Source organism: Achromobacter sp. FW305-C-28, assembly GCF_058783235.1.
In genome coordinates this window covers 89,719-112,581 of sequence record NZ_JBYSYL010000018.1, presented here as the reverse complement: position 1 = coordinate 112,581, position 22,863 = coordinate 89,719, and the positions used below count along the sequence as shown (strand labels likewise).

Genomic DNA, 22,863 nt, shown 5'->3' with positions numbered 1-22,863 from the left:
TGTTCGGTGAACGGTTTACTGCGGCGCATGGATAACAACTTTTAAAACGCCTCGCCCACGAAAATACGGACAGGCTCGTCTGGCATCCACAGCCGGGCCGACCTTATCCAGCCTCACCCGCCGTTTACGACTGAGCGGGTTGCTGGAACCTCAATGGCTTGCGGTGCCATTCCCTGCCCTGTTTCGACGTGTGCAATCCTGCTGCGGTGACCCCGCACGCGAGCTCGTCCTACAAGCGAGCGTCTTTGCAGTCTGCACGAACGGTTTTGATTAATCTGCCTGGGTTGAATCAGAAATCGGAACGGCAGTGAAGCAGAATGAACTGACATCAAAGGATTCGTCACGCACATCCATCCAGGGTGGTCGCGCGTCCTCGTTTGGCTCTGGGGGGCACGGCGGCGATAATGCGCGAATGAATCGCCTGGCACACCTTGAAAAACGCGTAGCTGTCATCGACGGCCGGCTGGGTCGGATCGAGAGGGACGTCGACACACTTAAAGGCGACGTCATTGCCGTCAAGACCACACTCGCGAGCATTGACGCGAAGCTGGATATCGGAGGCATCCGCGCATCCGTCGAGAAGGCCCACACCGACACCTACAAGTGGATCGTGAGCATCATCGCGGTGATCGGCGCCATTTACTTCGGTCTGCAACGCATGCCGCCGGCGGCTTCTCCGTGGGTCTATTCGTATCCGCCCTCTCAGCAGCAAGCGATGCCAGCCCCTCTCGCCCCCGTCACGCCACCGCCTTCTCGGTAAAGCAGGGTCACTGGCCCGCTGTTGCCCCCCCCACAATCCCGCCCTTCCCGCAGACCGCCACTTTTCGTTCACCCCGTCTCACGGGCCCTGAACCGCCCTCCACATCCCCCGCCCCGGCCCGATACAATCACGGGCATGAATTCCGCAACACAACACTCCGCCGCCGACGCCCACGCGGGCCACACCCCCATGATGCAGCAATACCTCCGGCTCAAGTCGGAGGCAGGTCCGTTGCTGCTGTTCTACCGCATGGGCGACTTCTATGAAATGTTCTATGAAGACGCCGAACGCGGCGCGCGGCTGCTCAACCTCACGCTGACCAAGCGGGGTTCGTCCAACGGCACGCCCATCCCGATGGCGGGACTGCCGGTGCACGCGATGGAGCAGTACCTGGCGCGGTTGGTGGCGGCGGGCGAATCGGTCGCCATCTGCGAACAGATCGGCGATCCAGCTACCTCGAAAGGCCCGGTCGAGCGCCGCATCGTGCGCATCGTCACGCCCGGCACGCTGACCGACGACGCGCTGCTGCCGGCCAAGGCCGATCGTGCGCTGGCCGCGGTGTTCGTGTCCGGCAACGCGCGCGCCCCGCGCGCCGGGCTGGCATGGTTGAACCTGGCCAGCGGTGATTTCCGCGTGACCGAATGCGCGCCGGCGCAGCTGGAATCCGAGCTGCACCGCGTCGCCCCGGCCGAGATCGTCTGCGCCGACAGCGCGGAATTCGATTTCCCGTTCGAAGGCGCCCGGTCGCGCGTACCCGACTGGCATTTCGAAAGCGATGGCGCGCGTGCGCATCTGCTGGCGCATTTCAAGACCGACACGCTGGCCGGCTTCGACATCGAAGACATGCCCGCGGGCATCTGCGCCGCGGGCGCGCTGCTGCGCTACGCGGCCCGCACGCAATCGCAGGCGCTGGCCCACGTGCAGAGCCTGTCGGCCGAACGGCCTGGCCAGTTCGTGCTGCTGGACCCGGTGACGCGCCGCAACCTGGAATTGACGCAGACCCTGTCCGGCGAAGACGCGCCCACGCTGTTCTCGCTGCTGGATGGCTGCCGCACGCCGATGGGCAGCCGGCTGCTGCGCCGCTGGCTGCACCATCCGCTGCGTGAAAACGAGCAAGCCCACGCCCGTCAGCAAGCCATCTCGGCCCTCTTGGCCGGCCGCATGGACGTCGAGCAGACCTTCGGCTCGGCCGGCCTGCTCGAAGGCCTGCGCAGTGCGCTGAACGCGTTTCCCGATATCGAGCGTATCGCCGCGCGACTGGCGCTGCGCTCGGTGCGTCCGCGCGAACTGGCGAGCCTGCGCGATGCCCTGCAGGCCCTGCCGGCGCTGCGCGACCTGGTCGAGCCCATGGCCGACTCGCCGCGCCTGGGCCAACTGATCTCGCACCTGTCGGTCGACCCGGCGCTGGCCGCCCTGCTGGTGCGCGCCATCGCCGCCGAACCCGCGGTTGCCATCCGCGATGGCGGCGTGCTGGCCGCGGGCTTCGATGCCGAGCTCGACGAACTGCGCGGCCTGGCCGCCGACGGTGGCGACTTCCTGGTGCAACTGGAAGCGCGCGAACGCGAACGCACCGGCATCAGCAACCTGCGCGTGGAGTTCAACCGCGTGCACGGCTTCTATATCGAAGTCACCAAGGGCCAGACGGCCAAGGTGCCCGAAGACTACCGCCGCCGCCAGACGCTCAAGAACGCCGAACGCTATATCACCCCGGAACTCAAGACCTGGGAAGACAAGGTGCTGTCGGCGCAAGACCGTTCGCTGGCGCGCGAAAAATGGCTGTTCGAGCAATTGCTCGACGTGCTGGCCGAACACGTGCGACCGCTGTCCGATTGCGCCGGCGCACTGGCCGAACTGGACACGCTGGCCGCCTTGGCCGAACACGCGCGTCGCCACGACTGGATCGCACCTGAATTGTCCGAGCAGGCCGACATCGACATCGACGCGGGCCGCCACCCGGTGGTGGAACACGCGATTGAACGCTTCACGCCCAACGGCTGCCGGCTGGATCCGGCGCGCCGCATGCTGCTGATCACCGGCCCGAACATGGGCGGTAAATCGACCTACATGCGGCAGGTGGCGCTGATCGTGCTGCTGGCGCGCATTGGCAGCTTCGTGCCCGCCGCGCGCGCCCGCATCGGCAAGATCGACCGCATCTTCACCCGCATCGGCGCCGCCGACGACCTGGCCGGCGGACGTTCGACCTTCATGATGGAAATGACCGAAGCGGCTGCCATCCTGTCGGCCAGCACGCCCAACAGCCTGGTGCTGATGGACGAGATCGGCCGCGGCACGTCCACCTACGACGGCCTGGCGCTGGCTTGGGCGATTGCCTGCCGCCTGCTGGCGCACAACCGCGCCCTGACGCTGTTTGCCACCCACTACTTCGAACTGACGCGCCTGCCGGCCGAACAGCCGGCCTCGGCCAATGTGCACCTGGCCGCCGCCGAATCCGCGGGCGGCATCGTGTTCCTGCACGAAGTGCGCGAAGGCCCCGCCAGCCGCAGCTACGGGATCCAGGTGGCGCAGCGCGCGGGCGTGCCCGCCGCCGTGATCCGCCAGGCCACCCGCGAACTTGAACGCCTGGAAGCGCAAGGCGCGCCCACGCCGCAGCTGGGCCTGTTCTCGGCAGCCGCCGACGCCGACGCGCAGGCCTATGCCGACGCCGACCGCGCCGACGCCATCGAGGCCCTGGACAGCCTGCGCGACGAACTCGCCGGCATCGACCCCGACAGCCTGACCCCGCGCGAAGCGCTGGACGCCCTCTACCGCCTGAAAAAGCACCTGCAATGAACCTCGATCATCCCCTGCCGCTACTGGGCAACCAGAGCCCCAACGACTTCATGCGCCGCTACTGGCAGAAGAAGCCGCTCTTGATCCGCCAGGCCATTCCGGGCTTCAAGCCGCCCGTCACCATCGCAGCCATCAAGAAGCTGGCCCGCCGCGACGACGTCGAGTCGCGTCTGATCTGGCGCGAGAACGGTGAATGGCAGATGGAAAGCGGCCCCTTCGCCCGCCTGCCGAAAGACAACGAAGGCGACTGGACCCTGCTGGTGCAAAGCGTGGACCTGCACAGCGATGCCGCGGCCGAATTGATGCAGCAGTTCCGCTTCATTCCCGACGCGCGCCTGGACGACGTGATGATCAGCATCGCCAGCCACGGCGGCGGCGTGGGCCCGCACTTCGACAGCTACGACGTGTTCCTGCTGCAGGCCGCCGGTGAACGCGAATGGCGCTACGGGCGCCAGAAAGACCTGTCGCTGGAACCCGGCCTGCCGCTCAAGATCCTGAGCCGTTTCGAACCCGAGGCACAGGCCGTGCTCGCCCCCGGCGACATGCTGTACCTGCCGCCCCAGGCCGCGCACGACGGCATCGCCGCGGGCGATGGCTGCATGACCATCTCCATCGGTTTCCGCGCCCCCACGCAGGCCACGCTGGCCCGCGGCCTGCTAGAAGCTGCGGCCGACCAGGTCATGGCGCGCGTCGGCCTGCTGGGCGGACCTTATGGTGAACCGGCACTGCCCGGCCCCAAGCTGTCGGCCGTGTACCGCGACCCCGCCCAGGCCGCCGTCACGACGCCCGCGCAGGTGCCCGACGCGCTGGTCGAAGCGACCTTGGAAACCGTGCAGAAGCTGCGCTTTGACGACGCGTTGGCCTCGCGCTTTCTGGGCTGCTGGCTGACCGAGCCCAGCAACCTCAGCGTTTTCGATGCCCCTGAAGACCTGGACGTGGACCTGGAAGCAGACTGGCCCACTGCCGGCAAGCTGGTGCTGGACCGCCGCAGCCGCATGCTCTATCGCGGCAAGCAATTGTTCATCAACGGCGAAACCGCCATGACGCCGGCCTCGGCCGCGCTGTGCAAGCTGGCCGATGCGCGCAGCCTGGACTGCGCCGACCCCGCCTGCGCACGCCTGTCTGATGAAGCCCGCTCGTGCCTGGCAGATTGGCTGGATTCAGGGTGGATTCATTACGCGGCCTCGTAGTATCCAGACACCTATGCGTATCTGTGTTGCACAGAACGCAATGAGGTCTGTGCGCCGGGTCACATAAGGAAAGACATCACACGTGGCGGAAAGGTTTGTTGCCGTTGGGATGCGACCTTTTTAATTTTCACACTCGCATGGCTTACGCCTTCCTGTAGCCTGGGTTCTGGTTTCCCCTGACGGGGTTTCAAGAGTCGTCATCTACAGGAGTCCAAAAATGATGAGCAAAACCTTGATTATTGCGTCGGTGCTGGCGGTGTCGCTCAGCGCCTGCAACAAGAAGGAAGATGCCCCGGCGCCCGCGAACAACCCCACTCCGGGCGCGAGCAGCCCCGCGCCTTCCACCACGCCGCCGGCCACCTCGCCGGCTCCGGCCCCCACGCCCGGCACCACGCCTGGCGGCGGCTCGAACACCCCGGGCGGCTCGACCACGCCCGCATCGTAATTAGAGAAGAACCCCCGCTCTAGGTACGACAAAGCCCCGCAGCGATGCCGGGGCTTTTGTTTGTCTGCCAGGAATGGAAGCGACCAAAAGAAAAGGCCCCCGCAGGGGCCTTTGAACCGCGCAGGCGCTGCATCAGCGCCCGCGGTCGGCATCACATCTTGTCTTTCAGCACGCTCAAGAGACGCTGCGCGGTAGCGCTGCTGTCGCGTTCGCCCTTGGCGTCGAGTACCGTCACGTTGGTCTGGTCGCCGCTGGCGGTCAGGTGGATGCGGTACTGCGGCGCTTCGGCCTTCTTGTCGCCCGAGAACATGCGGCTGAAGAAGCCCGGCTGGTCGATCTTCTCGCCCGTGTCGGTGTCGAAGTAGCGCACGAAGTAGTCGCCGGCCGAACGGTCGCGATCGTCCACGGCGAAGCCGCCGCCGTCCAGCGCCACGCCGACACGGCGCCAGGCGCGGTCGAACGATTCGTTGACGACCAGCAGCGCGCCCTGGGCGCGGACGTCTTGTTGCACCGCCGGCTTTTGCGGCGCGGCTTCGGCCTGCTGCACCAGCTTGCGGGCGTTGTCGACGTCAGAGCCCAGGTAGACCATCATGCGCGCCAGCATGGCGGCGTTCAGGCCCGGGTCTTCCTTGCCGTTCTGCCACTGCACTTGCGAGCCGTCGCCGCCGACGCGCTTTTCGAGCATCTGGCGGTGGCTGACGTAGATTTCGGTGTGGCCGTTGACGCGTTCGACGCGGGTGCGGAATTTCTCGCGCTCGCCGCTATCCCAGGCCGACTCCAGCACCGCGCCCAGGGCTTGGCGCAGCCAGCTTTCCGGGATCTTGGCGCGGTTTTCCGCCCAGTCGGTTTCGATCAGGCCGGCGGCCGGGTTGTTGCTGGCGACCGTGAAGCCGTTTTCGGTCCAGAAGTCGACCAGGCGCGGGAAGACGTCTTCGGGGGCACGGTCGACGACCAGCCAACGCAGATCGCCGTCGCGCTCGACGCGCATGTCCTGACGGCCGGGCAGCACGTTGCTGGCCTTGGGGCTGCTGGCTTGCGCCTGGCCCTGTTGCTGGAACTGCGAGTACGTCGTCGAGCCGGAAGCGGGCGCGCGGTAGCGCGGATCGCTGGCGGCCTGGGTCAGGTCAGGCGGAATGCTCAAAGGCTCTCCACGCTGAGTGACGGCGCTCTTGTAGTTGACGGATTCTTCATTGCCCAGGAATTGGTTGACCTCGCTGCAGCCGGCCAACAACACCAGAGACATCAATGCCGACAGACCGGCATGACGCTTGTTCATACGTATCCTCACGATATTTAGAGCAGACCCGTTTCCTGGAGCACACGACGCACCGGTTCATGGTGCTGCGCCCCCAGTTCAACCAGCGGAAGCCGGTAGCCCAGTGCGGTGCGGCCCATTTCGGCCAACGCCCACTTGACGGGGATAGGATTGGCTTCAACGAACAAAGCCTTGTTCAGACGAGCCAGGTGTGCATTTAGTTCACGCACCTTGGGAACATTGCCCGCGAGCGCGGCCGCGCACAGATCGCGCATGAGCTTGGGCGCGACGTTGGCGGTAACGGAGATATTGCCGCGAGCGCCCAGCAGGATCAGGGCGGCGGCGGTGGGGTCATCGCCGCTGAAGACCTGGAAGCTGGCAGGCGCTTCGCGCAGCAGCAGGCCGCCGCGGGCGATGTCCCCGGTGGCGTCCTTGATGCCGATGATGCCCGGCACCTGAGCCAGGCGCAGAACCGTTTCGTTGCTCATGTCGGCAACGGTGCGGCCCGGCACGTTGTACAGGATGGTGGGCAGGTCCACGCTTTCCGCGATGGTGCGGAAGTGGCGGTACAGGCCTTCTTGCGAGGGCTTGTTGTAGTACGGAACCACGGACAGGCCCGCCTGCGCGCCCACCGCCTTGGCGTGACGGGTCAGGTGGATGGCTTCGTCGGTGGAGTTGGCGCCCACGCCGGCAATGACCGGGATGCGGCCGGCGGCATGTTCAACCGCCACGCGGATGAGTTCCGCGTGTTCTTCCATGGAGACCGTCGGCGACTCCCCGGTGGTGCCCACCACCACGAGCGCGTCGGTGCCTTCCTGGATGTGCCAGTCGATCAACGACCGGTAGGCAGCGTAGTCAAGGCTGCCATCGGGCTGCATCGGGGTGACGAGGGCCACCATGCTGCCCTGGAAATTAACGCCTGCGGCGGTTGCAGGGGATGCCATAAATGAAGGGCTCCAACGCCCCATGGCGGGATGCCTCAGGGCCAGAATCAATGAAACCGCTGAGTTTAACGGATATTGGCCGAATTCCTACAGAAACCACTGAACGATTGTCGTTCCTAACGCCAGGATCGGACGCATCAATATCCAGAGCACATCGGTGACCAGCAGGATGATCACGATGACCAGGCCATACGGCTCGATTTTCGAATATTGCCAGGCCAGCCGGTTGGGCAGCAGGCTGAAAACGATGCGTCCCCCATCGAGCGGCGGGATGGGCAGCAGGTTCAGGGCCATCAGCACCAGGTTGACCTGGACGCCAGCCATGGCCATTTCGTACCAGAAGGTTTCCTGCATGCCCGATTCCAGGAACAGGCGCAGCGAAAACACCCACAGGATGGCCATGAGCAGGTTGGCGGCCGGGCCGGCGCAGGCGGCCGAAATCCACCGGCACGGGCCTGGCCCAGCCGAACAGCATGGCCGAGCCGCCCATGAGCTTGGACATCAGCAGGATCACGGCCGGGACCAGCAACGTGCCGATGGGATCGATGTGGCGCGCCGGGTTCAGGCTGACGCGGCCGGCCTGATAGGCGGTGGGGTCGCCCAGCATGCGCGCGACATAGCCGTGGGCGGCCTCGTGCAGCGTGATGGCAAAGATGACCGGTAGCGCGTAGACCGCGATGGTTTGGATGAAGTCGTTCATGGCGAACCGGATTGTAGAGGAGCCGCATGACGATATGCACCGCATGGGGCACATCGCCGCGTGCGCGCCGGACGCCTGTGCGCCCGGCGGTGGAGCATGACGGGCGGATTCAGGCCAGGCCCAGCGTGGCCGGATCGCCGCGGCCCACGCGCACCACGACCGGTTCTTCGCTGGTGAGGTCGATGACGGTGGTGGGCGAATGCGGGCAGGCGCCGGCATCGATGATGGCGGCCAGTTGGTGGTCGTAGCGTTCGCGGATGGCTTCGGCGTCGTTCAGCGCTTCGGTCTCGTCCTTGGGGATGAGCGTGGTGGACAAGAGCGGCGCCCCCACCTGTTCAAGCAGCCCCAGCATGACGGCGTGATCGGGCACGCGGATGCCGATGGTCTTGCGCGACGGATGCGACACGCGGCGCGGCACTTCCTTCGTGGCTTCAAGGATGAAGGTCCAGGGGCCGGGCGTGGCGACCTTGAGCAGGCGGTACTGGCGGTTGTCGACGCGGGCGAAATGGCCGATTTCAGCCAGGTCGCGGCACAGCAGCGTGAGGTGATGGCGTTCGTCCAGGCCACGCAGGCGGCGCAGGCCGTCGGCGGCGTTCTTGTCGTCCAGGCGCGCGACCACCGCGTAGCTGGAGTCGGTGGGCACCGCCACCAGGCCCCCGTCGTTCAGCCATTGGGCGGCCTGCTTGAGCAGGCGCGGTTGGGGATTCGCGGGGTGGATATCTAAATGAAGGGCCATGGGATTATCCTAACACTCTTGAAGGCCGCCCTGCCAACGGCGGCGAGCAACACATGGCGGCCCAGCCGGCCCGCCCGGAGACACAGTATGCGCCTTGATGATTCCCGCGAAAGCGACAATGTGGAAGACCGCCGCGCCAGCGGCCCGCGCATCGGCGGACGCGGCACCATCGGCATCGGCACCATCGTGCTGGCCCTGGTGGCCATGTATTTCGGCGTCGACCCCAACGTGGTGCTGCAGATGGCCGAAGGCCCGCCGACGCAGCAGCAGGCGCCCGCCACCAAGCCGCCCGCCAACGACCCGCAAGCCCGGTTCGTGTCCAAGGTGCTGGGCGAAACCGAAGACACCTGGAGCGCCATCTTTCAGAAAGATCTGAACCGCCAGTACGTGGCGCCCAAGCTGGTGCTGTTTCGCGGCGCCACGCCCACGGCCTGCGGCACGGGGCAGGCGGCGATGGGCCCGTTCTACTGCCCGGCCGACAGCAAGGTGTATATCGACCTGGCGTTCTTCGACGAATTGCAGAACCGCTTCAAGGCGCCCGGCGACTTCGCGCAGGCCTACGTGATTGCGCACGAGGTCGGCCATCACGTGCAGCATCTGCTGGGCATCTCGGACCAGGTCGACAACCTGCGCCGCCGCAATCCGTCGCAGGCCAACGCCCTGTCGGTCCGGCTGGAGCTGCAGGCCGATTGCTTTGCGGGGCTGTGGGCGCAGCGCGCCAATGCGGCGCGCAACATCCTGGAAGGCGGCGACCTCGAAGAAGCGCTGGCCGCGGCCACCGCCATCGGCGACGACCGGCTGCAAAAGCAGAGCCAGGGCTATGTGGTGCCGGACGCCTTCACGCACGGCTCGTCGGCCCAGCGGGTGCGTTGGTTCAAGCGCGGCCTGGATAGCGGCAGCCTGAAGCAATGCGATACCTTCGCCGCCAGTTCGCTGTAGCCGGACGCCGGGACGCCGATCCAGGCAGCCGGCGGCCGGACCGTGCCACGCCCGCCTCTGCGGGCTGACCTTGCCCTGCCGAGGCGCTGTTTTTTTCTGTATATCCATACAGCCGCAAGACCGGCACCGTCTTCATCTTGTAAGATTACGCCCCGCGCAGTTCCCGCTGCGCGGACCAGCTCCCGAAAGGGGGCTTTTCCCATTGGGCCGGACGCTTTATTGACCGCGGACGGCCTGATCGGGAAAAAAAAGCCCCCTCGCGCTGCCGCGCGCACGCCGGACCCACGCGGCGACGCGCACCGCGCGACGCATTTCCAGACACTAGATCCGTTTCCATGGCCAACAAGTTCGAACCGCTAATCACCGTTGATGAGGTGCAAGAGATCCTTGCCGAGCCCAAGGAAACCATCAAGCAGATCACCTGGATGCCCAAGCCGGGCGGCGCCAGCATCCAATGGATGGAATTTGCCAGCCCCTGCCGCATCAAGGGCGAAGTGCGCGACGACGTGATCTTTCGCGCCACCTACCGCGGCGCCCGCACCGTGGTGCACGGCCAGGCCACCATTTTCCTGACCGAAGCATTCTGTGCCAGCCTCTTCGTCGGTCCGCACCGCGTGTTCGGCGTGGACACGGACGACTCGTTCCACACCAGCCTGGTGGGCGAAGGCCGGCCGCACTACCGCAAGCCGCTGGCGGACCGCAGCCATGAACATATCTGGGTGAACGAAGGCGAAGGCTATGCCGAGCCCATCGTTCCGGCCCTGCACACGATCGGCGAGTTGATGCAGTATTTCCTGCCCCGGGCCAACCTGACCCTGGCCGGCGGATTCGCGCATCCCCTCAAAGGCCGACAAATCGAACTGATCCTATGAGCAATTTCCTGGAAGCCTCCGGCTGGACCGTCCTGCCGGCGGGCGAGCATGCCATCCGTGCCGTCTCGCCGATGACCCTCGGCCTGGACGGCCAGCACGCCGCGTTCTTCATCGCGCATCCGGACGACGCCACGTTCTATCTCACCGATGCCTGTGAAACCGCGATGCACGCATCCAGCTACGGCATCGAGCTGGCCGCCAAGCGCATCGACATCCTGAACGAAACGCCGGGCGTGAGCCTGGCGCACTTCGACAAGTCGGGCGCCATCGTGGCCTCGGGCCCCAACGAGCAGTTGCAGGAGGCGTTGTGGGATGCGGTGAAATTGGCCATGGCCCTGTCGTTCCAGTGCGCCAAGTGGATGCCCCGCTTCAGCCAGCTGCGTTTTCGCGCACAGGTCGGCCGCGCCTTGGCGGCGGGCGTGGGCGTGAATCGGATGGTCAAGGGCGCGCGCGCCAAGGGCAGCAGCGGCCACACCGCCGACTTCGCTTTCGCGGTGCGCGCTGCCGGCAGCACGGCGTTGACGTATATCGAACCGATCGCGCTCAAGGCCGGCAAGAAAATGGACTGGACCCAGGTCTACCAGACCCACGGCAAGATGTCGGACGTGAAAATGGCGGATGCGCGCAATTCGCGCATGGTGATTCTGGAAGACGGCGCGTCGACCGAGGAATTCAAGAAGGCCGTGACCATCCTGGAACAGTCGGCCATCGTGCAGACGCTGGCCAAGACACGCGACTGGCAGGCCGTATTCGCCGACTAGGCGAATGGCGCAAGACCGCCGCCGACGGCCGAACGGCCTGGCGACGAGGCAGGCCCGGATGTGCGGCCTGAAGCCTCAGGCTGGCATGTTGGTCAGGCCGTCGACGATCTCGCGGCCGTGCAGGATGGCGGCATGCACCGCTTCGCGCGGGCTGAAGACAAAACCGCCTTCGGCGAACCGTGGCACGGGGTATTCGTCGCCGCCTTCGCGGACTGCGCCCGCCTGGACCACCATGACCGATGCGATAAAGACAGGGCCGCTGGGCAACGCTTGAACCTCAGCGCCAGCGCCCCGGGACACTTTGGCCGTCAGCCGGTATCCCTTGTAGATCAAGTTGTTCTGATGCACTTCGGATGCCCTCTTTCTGCGAGCCAGCATACCCCGGCTGTTCATGACAGTTCAGATATGTTTTGTAACCCGGGCATCTACTGGAAACATTGTTGCATCGCACGACTTGCGTCCCCGTTTCTATCCCCCAAGCGCCGGAACTGCCCCGCCGCGTCGATCCGCAAGCAGGACGCGGCTGACAGCCAGATGAAGCCGGCGGCCACTGGCCGCCGGGCTGATCCGTCCCGGGGATTTCCCTAAAGCTGTTGCGAAAGCGCACTATTCACCGCGTTTCCGGGCGATTTCGGACCGATTTCGAGGACGCTTGCGAGGCAATCAAACGGCGTTCATGCCCGTCGCAGCCAGATAATCGGGCAACGTCCAGCCGCGCCCCAACAGGAACATGCGGGTGTGCAGATCGGCCAGCACCGTGGGCGCTACCGTTCGGCCCAGATAGCCCAGGCGCTTGCGCCGCAGGTCGGCATAGCCCAGCTCATAGTCTCGGGCCAGGCCCAGCCAGAGGCGGTGCGCGGCAGGCGACTGGCGCGCGCCGCTCATGATGCACAGGCCCGCATCCAGGCCCCAGCGATAGACGGCGGTGGCCAAGCCCATGCCCTGGTAGGGCGCGGCGTACTTCGAGTGCGGGGCGCGCACATAGGGATCGGCGCGCCGCCCTACTTCGATCAACCGATTGAACACCGTGTAGCCCGCCAGCCGGCCGCGCCGCACGTCCACCACATACACGTAGTACTCGCCATCGGCTTCGCGATGGCGAAGCACAAGGCCAGGGATGTCGGTACGGACCTCCTGCAATCCGTGCAAGCGATCCGAAGGACGATTCATACGGTCGTAGATGGCATCGAGTTCCTTGTCCACCTCTTGCGGGGCATGGTTGACATCGATGCGCAGTTCCGTCGCGACAGGCAAGGCGCGAGGAAATGCGTGCAGGGCCAGCGTAAGCAAGGCCACCTCCTGTACAGGGCAAATGCCCGATGAAAAAACCCGTGTTTGTGCCGCCCGCACGCGCGGGCAACAAGGTGTCGACGCGCCCTAGGCGGCCGCCGGATTGCCCGGGCGCGCCCAGTCGGCCATGTCGCCGGACGCAGGTTCCGGCATGCCGAAGAACGCGGGGAACTGGCGCGCGCCCTTGCGCGTGACCGACAGGGCGCGCGAGTCCAGGTCCTTGTCGACCCAGCCGCGTTGCAGCAGCGCGTCGAGCAGCGCCGCACCGAGCGCGCCGCCCAGGTGCGAGCGGCGCTCGCTCCAGTCCAGGCAGGCGCAGGCAAAGCGGCGGCGGCGCTGGCGCGCCTGGGCTACGTCGACACCGACCTGCGCCAGCGAGGCCTCGCCCAACGGCGTCAGCGCGTAGTCGCGGCCGTCGGCCGCGAGCCATTGGCGCGCCAGCATCGCATCGTGGATGCGCACGGCCAGCGTGCCGGCCATGTGGTCGTAGCAGGTGCGCGCATCGCGCAGCGCCGACGGCGTGTTGGGCTTGAAGGGCGTGCGCTCGGCACCCGCCACGACCAGCAACGCTTCAAGCGCCTGGGCCACTTCTGCATTGGCCAGGCGGTAATAGCGATGCTTGCCCTGCACCGCCAGGTCGACCAACCCCTGTTCGCGCAGCCGCTGGAAATGGCTGCTGGCGGTGGACGCGCCGATGTCGGCGGCCGCGGCCAGCTCGGTGGCGGTGCGCGCGCGGCCATCCAGCAGCACGCATAGCATGCGTGCGCGGGCGGGGTCGGCGATAGCGCCGGCAACCGCCGACAGATTGATGTCGGCAAACTTGGATTCCATGATTCGGCCTGGACCAAAGTGTTGTGTACAGAGACAAGCATACTGCGAGTCATCTCAACAAGACAGCCGGCGCCGCCGGCCCCCATCATGCGCAATGCCCCGCGTTTTTTCGGTTGGAACGTCCTGTATGCCACCTTCGCGCTGGCCATCTTCGGCTGGGGCGTGGGCTTTTACGGACCGCCTGTCTTCCTGCATGCCGTGGTGCAGCGCACCGGTTGGAGCGTGGCGCTGGTGTCGGCCGCCGTGACGCTGCATTTTCTGTGCGGCACCGTGGTGGTGGCCAACCTGCCGCGGCTGTACCGGCGCTGGGGCCTGCCGACGGTGACGCTGACGGGCGCCGTGTCGCTGGCGCTGGGCGTGTCCGGCTGGGCGCGGGCGGACGCGCCGTGGCTGCTGTACGCAGCCGCCCTGCTGTCGGGCATGGGCTGGGTGACCTTGGGCGCGGCGGCAGTCAATGCCCTCATCGCGCCCTGGTTCGTGCGGCGCCGCCCTGCCGCGCTGGGCATGGCCTACAACGGCGCCAGCGTGGGCGGCATTGTGTTTTCACCGCTGTGGGTATTCCTGATCGCGGGTTACGGCTTTGCGCAGGCGGCGCTATGGGTCGGCGTGGCGATGGTGCTGGTGATCGCAGTGCTGGCCCGCAAGGTGTTTGCCGTCACCCCGCAGCAGCTTGGACAGTTGCCTGACGGCGCCGCGGCGCAAGCACCCGCGCAAGCGGCGGTCAACCCGCTGGCCCGCGTGCCCCGGCTGTGGCGTGACCGCGCCTTCCTGACGCTGGGCGCCGGCATGGCGCTGGGGCTGTTCGCGCAGATCGGCCTGATCGCGCACCTGCTGTCGCTGTTGGCGCCGCTGCTGGGCGCGCAGACCGCAGGCATCGCGATGGGGCTGGCCACCGCCAGCGCCATCGCCGGGCGCAGCCTGGTCGGCTGGTTGATGCCGCCCACCGCAGATCGCCGCAAGGTGGCTTGCGTGTCGTTTGGCGTGCAGATTGCGGGATCGCTGGTGCTGATGCTGGCCGCCGACCATATGTGGGCGGTATGGGTGGGCGTGATGCTGTTCGGCGCGGGGATCGGCAACGCGACGTCGCTGCCGCCGCTGATCGCCCAGACGGAATTCGCGCGCGAAGATGCGTTGCGGGTGGTGCCGCTGATCGTGGCGTTGTCGCAAGGCGCCTATGCCTTCGCGCCGGCCGCGTTCGGTGTGCTGCGGTCGGTTTCGCAGGACGCAGGCACGTCGATGTTCTGGTTCCTGGCCTTGGCGGCCTGCGTGCAGGCCGCGGCGATCGCCTGCCTGGCGTGGGGCTGCGGGGCATCGGCGCGGCGGCCCGTGCCCGCCATGGCCTGACCGCCATGGCCTCACGTAGCCGGCGCGGGCGGAGCCCGATTCAGCGAGCCCCAGCCCGGCTGCGGGCGGTTCAGTCCAGGCCGCCGCGACGCGCTACCAGGCCCGCCATGACGGCATCGCCCTGCTCGTCGGCCAGGCCGGTGGCCACGCCCTGGCGGTCGGCCGGCGTGCGGTTCTGGCTGACTTTCCATTTGCCCTCGATGCGCGTGATGGCGATTTCGACGCCGACGATGGCGCGCATCTGTGCGGCGATGAAGTCTTCGGGTGCATCTTCGACCCGCCACGGCTGCACCCGCGCCTTTTCCTGGGCGTCGGTCAACGCGCCGATCTGCGCGCGTACCCAGGCGGGATCATCGTGTATCACCGGCGTGCCCCAGACGTGCACGGCGACGAAATTCCAGGTGGGCACGACCTTGCGCGTCTCGGCCTTGGTGGCGTACCAGGAGGGCGTGATGTAGGCCTGCGCGCCATGAAACACCACCAGGCATTGCGCTCCCGCGGCCAGTTCCTTCCATTGCGCGTTGGCCCGCGCCATGTGCAGGCGCAGCACGCCGTGCGGCCCTTCCGGATAGAGCAGACAGGGAATGTGGTTGGCCATCAGCCCGCCCTCCCCGCTGGTCATCATCACGCCCAGCGGATGGGTGCGGATGAAATCGTGCTGGACCTCAAGCGAATCTTCACGGAAAGCGGACGGCAGGTACATGGCGGCAATGGGCGTCGTGTCGGAGAAAAACACACGATAGCGCCAGCCTGGCCCCATAGCCAGAGCCATATAGACCCCGATTCATGGAGCCACAATAGCGCCCAATCGCTTCACCAGCAGCACCGTGGTGAAACCGCTGTCCCACTCCTCGTCAGGATAGGTGTCGATTTCGGCGTAGCCGTGCTTGGCGTAGAAGGCGCGGCTCTGGGTGTTGAACGTGTCGGTTTCCAGGCGGGCGTCGGCAAAGGCGGCCGCGCGCATGCCCTCTTCGGCCAGCGTCAGCAACGCCGCGCCCACGCCGCGCCGTTGCAGGTCCGGATGCACGTGCAGCGCCCAGATGAAGTTCTTTTCCCAGTCGACCATGCCCGCCACGCGGCCGTCGACCTCGCACACGTGGAACAGCGCGCCGCGCTCGGCGACGTATTGCGGGATCTTGCCCGAGTCCAGGAAGTGCCGGTATTTTTCCGGCGTCATCTGCGGCTGCCAGGTGCCTTCGTAGGTGCGCGTCAGCACGTCCTCGAGCGCGGCCGCGTCGGATGCGCGCGCCGGCCGGATCGTCAAGGGGAATGGGGGTTGCGTCATGCGCGGCAGTGTAGCAACTCCATACCGGGCCTATCGTCGGACGCGCTCGTAGGCCTGGTTCATGCGCTCGCGCGCAGACGTTTCCTGTTCATAGGCGCGGTCGTAGGTGTCCAGACATCCCGGTGTGGGATTGGGCCACTTGATCGCGGCGACGGCGGCGGTGAGCTCGTCCCGCGCGCGCTGCCATTCCTTGACGGCGGCGTACCACTCTTTGGTCGTGTCCATAGTTTCCTCCCTATGTGCACGACCCCATCGTAGTCCCGCCCAGGCAGGTGCGATTGCTGCAAGCGGCGACGCGGAAGGATGAGTTGCGCGGGTTTCTGGATGGCTACGTTTGGCTGGTGCGGGTTGCTCCCAAAGGGGTAAACCCGCAAGGGCTCAGATGCGTACCCGAAAACCCACTTTGCCTTGCAAAACAGGCCCATAATTACGAGTACTTCGATGCGTCACGGACACGCCTTTCCCAGGCGCGCTTCCTGTAAAGGAAAGCCCATGAATATCCGCCGCTCCCTCTTGTCCGCCAGTTGTGCCGTGTTGGCCCTGGCCGGCTGTTCGAATTTGCCCAAGGCAGAGAACTACTCCACCGCCCTGGGCGAAAGCCAAAACCAATTGACGCAAGACCCGCAATGGAGCGCGGGCCGCGTCTGGGTGCGTCCCGGCCCGCCCATCGGCAGCGAATACGGCAAGACGCTGATGCTGGACAAGGTCGACTACATCGCGGGCGACCGCCCCGACGACCTGGGCATGAAGGCCGATCCGGCGCTGCGCGAAAAAGCCCTGGCCTATCTGAACACCGCAGTGCGCCGCGAATTCGAGCAGGCCGGCTACACGCTGGTCGACAAGCCGCAGCCACGTGCGCTGCGTTTGCAGGTGGCCATTACCGGCACCTTCAAGAACGACCGCGATCCGCGCGCGATGGAATACATTCCGATCGGCTACGTGATCGGGCAGACCGCCCGCGCCGCGGGATATCGCGACCAATCGGCGCGGCTGCTGATCGAAGCCGCGGTGCGCGATGCCACCACCGGCCAACTGCTGATCGCGTCGCTGGGCACGGTCACGGGCAGCAATCTGCCGCCCGACCAGAAGCCCACGGCCGATGATGTACGCGCGGCCATCGACGACTGGGCGCGGCAGTTGCGCCAGCAATACGATCGCATCTGGACCACGCCGCACTGACGTGCCGCGGCGGGACATGACGTGTCATCGTCGATATCGGACGCATCGTCTTTCGCAGCCAAGGTAGAATTGCGCGCCGCGGCCTCGCGGCCTGCTGCGGTCTGGCGCAAGAAAACCCTGCGCGCCGCCGCCGATTGAACCCGCCGCCGCCGCCGCGGTCCATAGAAGGCCGGTCCGCATGCCGGCCTCGTGGCGGCTTGGCCGGTTTGCATTGCAGCCGGCGCCTGCGCCAACCTTGCTGCCGCCTTTCACGGCCAGCCGCAAGCCGCCGCGAATCCCCGTTTCCTCATATCACGATGTGATGAATATTGACGTCAACCCTCACTTACCCACGGCCGCGGCAAATGCTACTGTTCCGCCTGTGCAAGGAGTACTAGCAATGGATCAGAAGACCAAGCCCTGGGCCTTTCCCAAGCCCCATCCGGAAAACACCCCACGGGGCGAACGCAACAAACAGGAGTTCGACGCGCCCGTCGCTGAAAAAGCGCCTGCGGCCAAGACGCGCAGCAAGAAAGCCGCCGCCACCGCCGCGGCCAAGTCGTGATGCGCGGCTGAACGCCGCCCACGTGCCCATGCGCTCCTTCGCCATCACCTGGCTTGCCCGTACCGCCGCGGCCGCGCTTTGCGCCGCATCCCTGACTGCCGTTGCCGCCCCCGATGTCCAGACGGGCGACCTGGTGTTCCAGCAGTCTCGTTCCGCGCAAAGCCTGGCGGTGCAGCAGGCCACGCATTCGCCCTACAGCCACATGGGCATGATCGTGCTTCGGCAAGGCCGCCCTTATGTGCTGGAAGCCGCGGCCACGGTGCGCTACACGCCGCTGGCGGCCTGGGCCGCACAGGGCGAACGGGGCGCCTATGTGGTCAAACGCCTGCGCGATGACGCGCAACTGACGCCGCAACGGCGCGACCGCCTGGCCGCCATCGGCGCCACGTACACCGGCAAGCCTTATGACGCGGCGTTCGGTTGGTCGGACGACAAGATCTATTGCTCGGAACTGGTCTGGAAGATCTACCAGCGCGCGCTCGGCGTCGAAATCGGCAAGCTGCAGCCGCTCAAGACCTTCGACCTGAGCGCGCCCGCCGTGCGCGCCAAGATGCGGGAGCGCTACGGCGACGCCATCCCCTGGGAAGAACCGATCATCTCGCCCGCCGCGATGTTCGATTCGCCGCTGCTGCGCTCGCCCTGAACCCGGCCATGGACGCGACGCCGATCCCGTTCATGAACCCGGCCTTGCGCGGCGCAGGCAAGATCACCGGCGTCTTTTTCAACCCCGCCGGCGATATCGCCGCGGTGGCTTCGGTGTTTCCTTTGCTGGCCAATCCGCGCGCGCGGGCTGCCTATGGCGGCGCCGCGCTGCGCTATCGCGTCGGCCTGTACCGGCTTGGCGAGACGACGCCCTTCGCGGTGTACGACACGCTGCGCCTGCCGGTCAACGACGTGGCGTTTCACCCCACCGAGCCCGTCGTCGTGATCGGCGCGGGCAGCTACGACGGCGGCTATCTGTTCGAAGGCGACCTGGCCTTCTGGAACTGGCAAAGCGGCAAAAGCCGCCGTCCCTACGCGGCCGTGCCCGAAGTGGTGCGCTGCCGCTACAGCGATGATGGCAGCCATGTCGTGGCGTGGGTCCGGCCCTGGGACGAAGAATGGGGCGACCAGGAATACGACGCCGACGGCGACTGGAACCAGGTGCTGGACACGTTGTTCCCGATCCGCGTGGACGATGCCGAGGCCGCGTGGCACTTGCGGTCGCCCGCGACGCTGACGCTGGATCCTGCCACCGCCACGAGCGGCGGCGCCATCGCGCCCGACGTCGATGCCGCCCATCGCCTGGCGAATTGGCTGGCCGTGCCCGACCTGGGTCTGCGCGGTGCGATCTGGGACCTGGCGTGGCGGGATGCCGACACGCTGGTCGCCACGCACGACGGTTGCCTGCTGGATCTCTACGCCGCTGACGGCCGCCTCGTCGCCCGCCACGAAGGCGGCGGCCATGGCGCGGAAATCCTGCGCGCCGCCTCGGTCACCGTGCATGCCATCGCCCCGCCCGATCCCGGCGACCGGTTCCGCCGCGATTCCCGTCTGTATGCACTGCAGGGCGATGCCCTGGTCGCGGTGCGCGGCTACGCCGGCCAATACACCTTCTCGATCGCGAGCGACGGCCGCCTGCTCGGCCGCCAGGACCGCATGGGTCCGACGCGCCCGCACGCTCATGACGTGCAGCTCGATGCCACACTGGCGACGGAACAACGCCTGGACGTTGGCCATTACGACTGCTTCAACCACTACATCGGCATCAACGGCGCCCCCCACCTGTTCGCCGTGCAGGGCACGCCGCCCAGCTCGCATGAAGGCAAGCACCTGTGCATCGTCCACCCCGACGGCCGCATCGAACGCCTGTGGCCGCTGCTGCAACCCGACGGCACGCACGCCAGCCACGCGATGGAATGCCGCGGCGCGTACGTCGACGACGAACAGGGCCCCGGCGTCATCATTGCCGGCAAGCACTATTCGCCCACGGTGGACAACACGTACAGCGGCTTCATCTACCGCAAGAGCCTGGTGCGCGGCGTGCTGGCATGGCGCCATGCCACCCATGCATCGCCCACCATGATCCTGTCCGCGGCCGGCCTGGTGATCGCGGCATTCCTGGATGGCCGGCTGATGCTGATCGACGCGTTGACAGGCGGCGTGCGGCGCGATGCCAAGGTCCGCATGGCAGGCGCCGCCACCGTGATCTACGCGCTGGACGCCCACCAAGACCGCTTGGCGATCGGCACGATAGACGGGCGCATCGCCGTGGTCGGCGTGCAGGACCTGCTGGCCGCGCCGGTGACGCGCGGCGGCATCGACCTGGCTTAGAATTCCTGCCATGCACTACACCCAAGACCCCAATACGCCGCCCGCCCCGACCGTCAGCTTCGATGACTTCATGAAGGTCGACATCCGTGTGGGCACCATCGTCGCCGCCGATCCGTTTCCCGAAGCGCGCAAACCAGCCTACAAGCTGACCATCGATTTCGGCGCCGGCGTCGGCGTGAAGAAAAGCTCGGCGCAGATCACCGGCCGCTACGCCTTGGAAGATCTGCCGGGCAAGCGTGTGCTGGGCATCGTGAACTTCCCGCCGCGCCAGGTGGGCCCGGTACGTTCCGAAGTGCTGGTGCTGGGGCTGGCCGACGACGCCGATCACACCGTGCTGGTGACGCCCGAACTGAACGTGCCCAATGGGGCGCGGCTGACCTGAGCCGGGCGCCCGGCAGTGTCACACCCGTGCCGCGCGCCTTTTGGTAAACTGGCGATCCTCTTTGGGGAGTAGCCTCTTGTGGCCCTGGCCACAAGCGTTTGCGTCAACATTCTTGGCCCCCCTGGCCATGGCGCAAACAACCGATACGGTTTGGCGAGACCATGGACTTTTCCGTAGCTTCTGACCGGGCGATAGGGAAAAAGTCTATGCGTTTCGCCCGGTCGGAGCTTCTCTCGCATGAATGCCCTTTCCACGATCGTCCTGGCCTTCGCCATGTCCACCGACGCCTTCGCCGCCGCGGTCGGCAAAGGCGCTGCGCTGCATAAACCCCGCTTGTCCGAAGCCTTGCGCACCGGCCTGATCTTCGGTGTGATCGAAGCGATCACCCCCGTGATCGGCTGGGCCCTCGGTTCCGTGGCCGCGAAGTTCGTGCAGGACTGGGACCATTGGATCGCCTTTGGCATGCTCTGTATCCTGGGCGCGTTGATGATCCGCAATGGCCTGGGCGCCGACAAGGAAGAAGCCGCCCCCGTCGGCCGCCATTCGTTCTGGCTGCTGGCCGCCACCGGTTTCGCCACCAGCATCGACGCCATGGCGGTGGGCGTGAGCCTGGCCTTCATCGACAACAACATCGTCGTCACCGCCTTGGCCATCGGCCTGGCCACCCTGCTGATGGTGACCCTGGGCGTCATGATCGGCCGCCTGGTCGGCAACGTCGCCGGCAAGCGCGCGGAAGTGCTGGGTGGGCTGGCGCTGATCGGAATCGGGGCCACTATCTTGTACGAGCACTTGAAGGCGGGCTGAGGCTGAGGGGGCGATGGGTCAGCGCTAGCCCCCATCTGATGGCACTACACCCCGCTAGCCCGCATCACCGGCACGGCTTGCGCCTTGCCCCGGCGCACGCGCGGAGCGACGCGCTTGGCCCAGAAGGCGGTCAGCATGGGCACGAGCAGGGCGGTGATGACCACGCATGCCGCGACCAGGGCGGTCGCCGCCGGCGCCCACGGTTGGAACTGCGGCGCCGCGGCGGCGACCAGGCTGGGGGTGGCCGCCGCGGCGCCAGCCGTGCTGGAGGCGGCCACGCCTGCCGTGCCGCGGCCGCCACCGATCAGGATGTCGGAAATCACCAGCGCCACGCCCGACACCAGCATCACGCCGACCGCCACCACGATGCCCAACAAGCCGGTATCCAGGATGACAGACAGATTGATGGTATTGCCCAGCGCAAAGGCGAAGAACGGGATCAGCATGCGCGGCCCACGGCTGAAGAATTCGCGCAGGTCTTCGTCCAGGTTGCCGAGCGCAAAGCCGATCAGGAACGGAATCACGACGCCGACCAGGTGATGCGCCTCGAACGCCGCAAGGCCCGTGGTGCCCAGGATGATCATGGTCATCAGCGGACCGGACTCCATGCCGATCAAGACGGATGCGCCGGCCTCTTCGCGCGTGCCGTATTCCTCCATCAACGACGCGAACAGACCCGCGTTGGTCATGTCCAGCGCCGCCACCAGCGCCAGCACCGACAGGCCGGCGAAAAAGCCGGTGGCGATGCCGCCGTCGGGCAGCCAGCGCGACGCCAGCAGCGCCACCACCCACGCCAGGCCAAGCTTGGCGCCGATCAGCGCGCCTGACTTGCGCAGCACGGTGCCGGTGGCGCGCAGGTTGATGGATGCGCCCAGGCAGAACAGCCAGACGGCGAGGATGGGCACGACGCCGGTGATCAGGCCGTTGGTGAACGAGCCGAAATACTTGCCGGTATCGGGCCAGAAGGTGTGCAGGGCGGACCCGAGTAGCAGCGGTACGAGCATCATGCCGCCAGGAATCCGTTCGATCGAACGCTTGATTTTCATGTTGTCTCCGAGGTTGCACGCCTCCAGGGCGAAGGGGCGCGCTTTTTTCTAATGAAATCAAGTTTTATAAAAAAACACCATAGAGAAAACCCGAAACTCTCTATATTTAAATAGTTATTGGAGTACCGGGGTCACCCAGGCGATACCTTTTCGCACTTTTTAGTTTTATCTATAAAATCTTATTTCTTATATAAAAATTCCATCACAACCCGCGGGCACCGCATTCCCCTGCCGGTATGCCAGACGCCAACGCGGGGACAGGCTGTTTTTTCTTCATTGGTAGACGATGGTGAAAGTCGCCAGGCCATTGGCGGTTCCCGCAACGATGCTGCGGGACCCCAACTTCTGGCAACGGGCGGCGCGCAGCGAGATATCGACGCTGCCCGGCCCACCGGTGGATCGCCCGTACAGCGGATTGCCTCAGGCGATCGGGTCCCCAGCGTCGTCCATGAC

General features: G+C 66.3%; 24 protein-coding genes, 1 pseudogene and 1 riboswitch. Of the genes and pseudogenes, 14 read left to right on the top strand and 11 right to left on the bottom strand.

Annotated elements, in window-relative coordinates:
• Positions 1-307 precede the first annotated feature (307 nt).
• From AC3WMR_RS29590 to AC3WMR_RS29575, 4 genes are all read left to right on the top strand, one after another.
• Positions 308-760 carry a hypothetical protein gene (locus tag AC3WMR_RS29590; RefSeq protein WP_492266658.1) on the top strand — a complete coding sequence of 151 codons (453 nt, stop codon included), beginning with the start codon at positions 308-310 and terminating at the stop codon, positions 758-760.
• Positions 761-895: 135 nt separating this feature from the next.
• Positions 896-3,550 (top strand): DNA mismatch repair protein MutS, encoded by a 2,655-nt coding sequence (gene mutS, locus AC3WMR_RS29585; protein ID WP_492266657.1) that lies wholly within the window; start codon positions 896-898, stop codon positions 3,548-3,550.
• A complete protein-coding gene (locus AC3WMR_RS29580; RefSeq protein ID WP_492266656.1) occupies positions 3,547-4,740 on the top strand; it encodes a ribosomal protein uL16 3-hydroxylase in 1,194 nt (397 codons plus the stop codon). Before mutS ends, AC3WMR_RS29580 begins: the two co-directional genes overlap by 4 nt.
• A gap of 217 nt (positions 4,741-4,957) precedes the next feature.
• Positions 4,958-5,185 (top strand): endopeptidase, encoded by a 228-nt coding sequence (locus AC3WMR_RS29575; protein WP_492266655.1) that lies wholly within the window; start codon positions 4,958-4,960, stop codon positions 5,183-5,185.
• Between the two features lie 151 nt (positions 5,186-5,336).
• Here the strand turns inward: AC3WMR_RS29575 and bamC are convergent, their stop codons facing one another.
• From bamC to AC3WMR_RS29555, 4 genes and pseudogenes are all read right to left on the bottom strand, one after another.
• Complete coding sequence (gene bamC, locus AC3WMR_RS29570) at positions 5,337-6,461, bottom strand: NlpB/DapX family lipoprotein (RefSeq protein WP_492266654.1); 1,125 nt, start codon at positions 6,459-6,461, stop codon at positions 5,337-5,339.
• A 17-nt stretch (positions 6,462-6,478) separates the two neighbouring features.
• The gene (gene dapA / locus AC3WMR_RS29565) at positions 6,479-7,384 is read right to left on the bottom strand and encodes a 4-hydroxy-tetrahydrodipicolinate synthase (protein WP_492266653.1); all 906 of its coding nucleotides are present in this window, start codon (positions 7,382-7,384) and stop codon (positions 6,479-6,481) included.
• An 87-nt stretch (positions 7,385-7,471) separates the two neighbouring features.
• Positions 7,472-8,084, bottom strand: a pseudogene (locus AC3WMR_RS29560) (site-2 protease family protein).
• Between the two features lie 109 nt (positions 8,085-8,193).
• A complete protein-coding gene (locus AC3WMR_RS29555) occupies positions 8,194-8,820 on the bottom strand; it encodes an L-threonylcarbamoyladenylate synthase (protein ID WP_025138042.1) in 627 nt (208 codons plus the stop codon).
• 87 nt (positions 8,821-8,907) lie between these two features.
• Between AC3WMR_RS29555 and ypfJ the strand changes: the two genes are divergently transcribed.
• From ypfJ to AC3WMR_RS29540, 3 genes are all read left to right on the top strand, one after another.
• Positions 8,908-9,759, top strand: coding sequence for a KPN_02809 family neutral zinc metallopeptidase (gene ypfJ, locus AC3WMR_RS29550; protein WP_492266652.1), 852 nt, complete (start codon positions 8,908-8,910; stop codon positions 9,757-9,759).
• Positions 9,760-10,094: 335 nt separating this feature from the next.
• Positions 10,095-10,631 carry a hypothetical protein gene (locus tag AC3WMR_RS29545; RefSeq protein ID WP_492266651.1) on the top strand — a complete coding sequence of 179 codons (537 nt, stop codon included), beginning with the start codon at positions 10,095-10,097 and terminating at the stop codon, positions 10,629-10,631.
• The gene (locus AC3WMR_RS29540) at positions 10,628-11,392 is read left to right on the top strand and encodes a DUF1828 domain-containing protein (RefSeq protein WP_492266650.1); all 765 of its coding nucleotides are present in this window, start codon (positions 10,628-10,630) and stop codon (positions 11,390-11,392) included. The genes AC3WMR_RS29545 and AC3WMR_RS29540 overlap by 4 nt, the downstream gene beginning before the upstream one ends.
• Before the next feature lie 75 nt (positions 11,393-11,467).
• Here AC3WMR_RS29540 and AC3WMR_RS29535 read toward each other — a convergent pair whose 3' ends face one another.
• From AC3WMR_RS29535 to AC3WMR_RS29525, 3 genes are all read right to left on the bottom strand, one after another.
• On the bottom strand, positions 11,468-11,740 hold the full coding sequence (locus AC3WMR_RS29535; RefSeq protein WP_025138046.1) for a hypothetical protein: 273 nt from the start codon (positions 11,738-11,740) through the stop codon (positions 11,468-11,470).
• A 315-nt stretch (positions 11,741-12,055) separates the two neighbouring features.
• A complete protein-coding gene (locus tag AC3WMR_RS29530; RefSeq protein WP_175192763.1) occupies positions 12,056-12,682 on the bottom strand; it encodes an N-acetyltransferase in 627 nt (208 codons plus the stop codon).
• 87 nt (positions 12,683-12,769) lie between these two features.
• Positions 12,770-13,513 (bottom strand): ArsR/SmtB family transcription factor, encoded by a 744-nt coding sequence (locus AC3WMR_RS29525; RefSeq protein WP_492266649.1) that lies wholly within the window; start codon positions 13,511-13,513, stop codon positions 12,770-12,772.
• Positions 13,514-13,600: 87 nt separating this feature from the next.
• Here AC3WMR_RS29525 and AC3WMR_RS29520 point away from each other — a divergent pair, with 87 nt between their 5' ends.
• Positions 13,601-14,857 (top strand): MFS transporter, encoded by a 1,257-nt coding sequence (locus AC3WMR_RS29520; RefSeq protein ID WP_492266648.1) that lies wholly within the window; start codon positions 13,601-13,603, stop codon positions 14,855-14,857.
• 70 nt (positions 14,858-14,927) lie between these two features.
• Here AC3WMR_RS29520 and AC3WMR_RS29515 read toward each other — a convergent pair whose 3' ends face one another.
• The 3 genes from AC3WMR_RS29515 to AC3WMR_RS29505 all read right to left on the bottom strand — a co-directional run bounded on the left by AC3WMR_RS29515 (position 14,928) and on the right by AC3WMR_RS29505 (position 16,367).
• Entirely contained in the window at positions 14,928-15,560 is a 633-nt protein-coding gene (locus AC3WMR_RS29515) for an FMN-binding negative transcriptional regulator (RefSeq protein WP_492266662.1), read from the bottom strand.
• Between the two features lie 81 nt (positions 15,561-15,641).
• Positions 15,642-16,142, bottom strand: coding sequence for a GNAT family N-acetyltransferase (locus tag AC3WMR_RS29510; protein WP_492266647.1), 501 nt, complete (start codon positions 16,140-16,142; stop codon positions 15,642-15,644).
• Between the two features lie 30 nt (positions 16,143-16,172).
• Positions 16,173-16,367, bottom strand: a complete 195-nt coding sequence (locus AC3WMR_RS29505) for a hypothetical protein (protein ID WP_025138053.1) — start codon at positions 16,365-16,367, stop codon at positions 16,173-16,175.
• A gap of 267 nt (positions 16,368-16,634) precedes the next feature.
• Here AC3WMR_RS29505 and AC3WMR_RS29500 point away from each other — a divergent pair, with 267 nt between their 5' ends.
• The 6 genes from AC3WMR_RS29500 to mntP all read left to right on the top strand — a co-directional run bounded on the left by AC3WMR_RS29500 (position 16,635) and on the right by mntP (position 21,364).
• Positions 16,635-17,321, top strand: a complete 687-nt coding sequence (locus AC3WMR_RS29500) for a DUF3313 domain-containing protein (protein ID WP_492266646.1) — start codon at positions 16,635-16,637, stop codon at positions 17,319-17,321.
• Between the two features lie 379 nt (positions 17,322-17,700).
• Complete coding sequence (locus AC3WMR_RS29495; protein WP_492266645.1) at positions 17,701-17,865, top strand: hypothetical protein; 165 nt, start codon at positions 17,701-17,703, stop codon at positions 17,863-17,865.
• A 28-nt stretch (positions 17,866-17,893) separates the two neighbouring features.
• A complete protein-coding gene (locus tag AC3WMR_RS29490) occupies positions 17,894-18,508 on the top strand; it encodes a YiiX family permuted papain-like enzyme (RefSeq protein ID WP_492266644.1) in 615 nt (204 codons plus the stop codon).
• Between the two features lie 8 nt (positions 18,509-18,516).
• Entirely contained in the window at positions 18,517-20,178 is a 1,662-nt protein-coding gene (locus AC3WMR_RS29485; RefSeq protein ID WP_492266643.1) for a PQQ-binding-like beta-propeller repeat protein, read from the top strand.
• Between the two features lie 10 nt (positions 20,179-20,188).
• The gene (locus AC3WMR_RS29480; protein ID WP_492266642.1) at positions 20,189-20,560 is read left to right on the top strand and encodes a tRNA-binding protein; all 372 of its coding nucleotides are present in this window, start codon (positions 20,189-20,191) and stop codon (positions 20,558-20,560) included.
• A 51-nt stretch (positions 20,561-20,611) separates the two neighbouring features.
• Positions 20,612-20,786: riboswitch (yybP-ykoY riboswitch) on the top strand.
• An 11-nt stretch (positions 20,787-20,797) separates the two neighbouring features.
• Positions 20,798-21,364: a manganese efflux pump MntP gene (gene mntP / locus AC3WMR_RS29475; RefSeq protein ID WP_492266641.1), complete on the top strand. Its 567-nt coding sequence runs from the start codon at positions 20,798-20,800 to the stop codon at positions 21,362-21,364.
• Between the two features lie 44 nt (positions 21,365-21,408).
• Here mntP and kdgT read toward each other — a convergent pair whose 3' ends face one another.
• Positions 21,409-22,410: a 2-keto-3-deoxygluconate transporter gene (kdgT, locus tag AC3WMR_RS29470; protein ID WP_492266640.1), complete on the bottom strand. Its 1,002-nt coding sequence runs from the start codon at positions 22,408-22,410 to the stop codon at positions 21,409-21,411.
• Positions 22,411-22,863 lie beyond the last annotated feature (453 nt).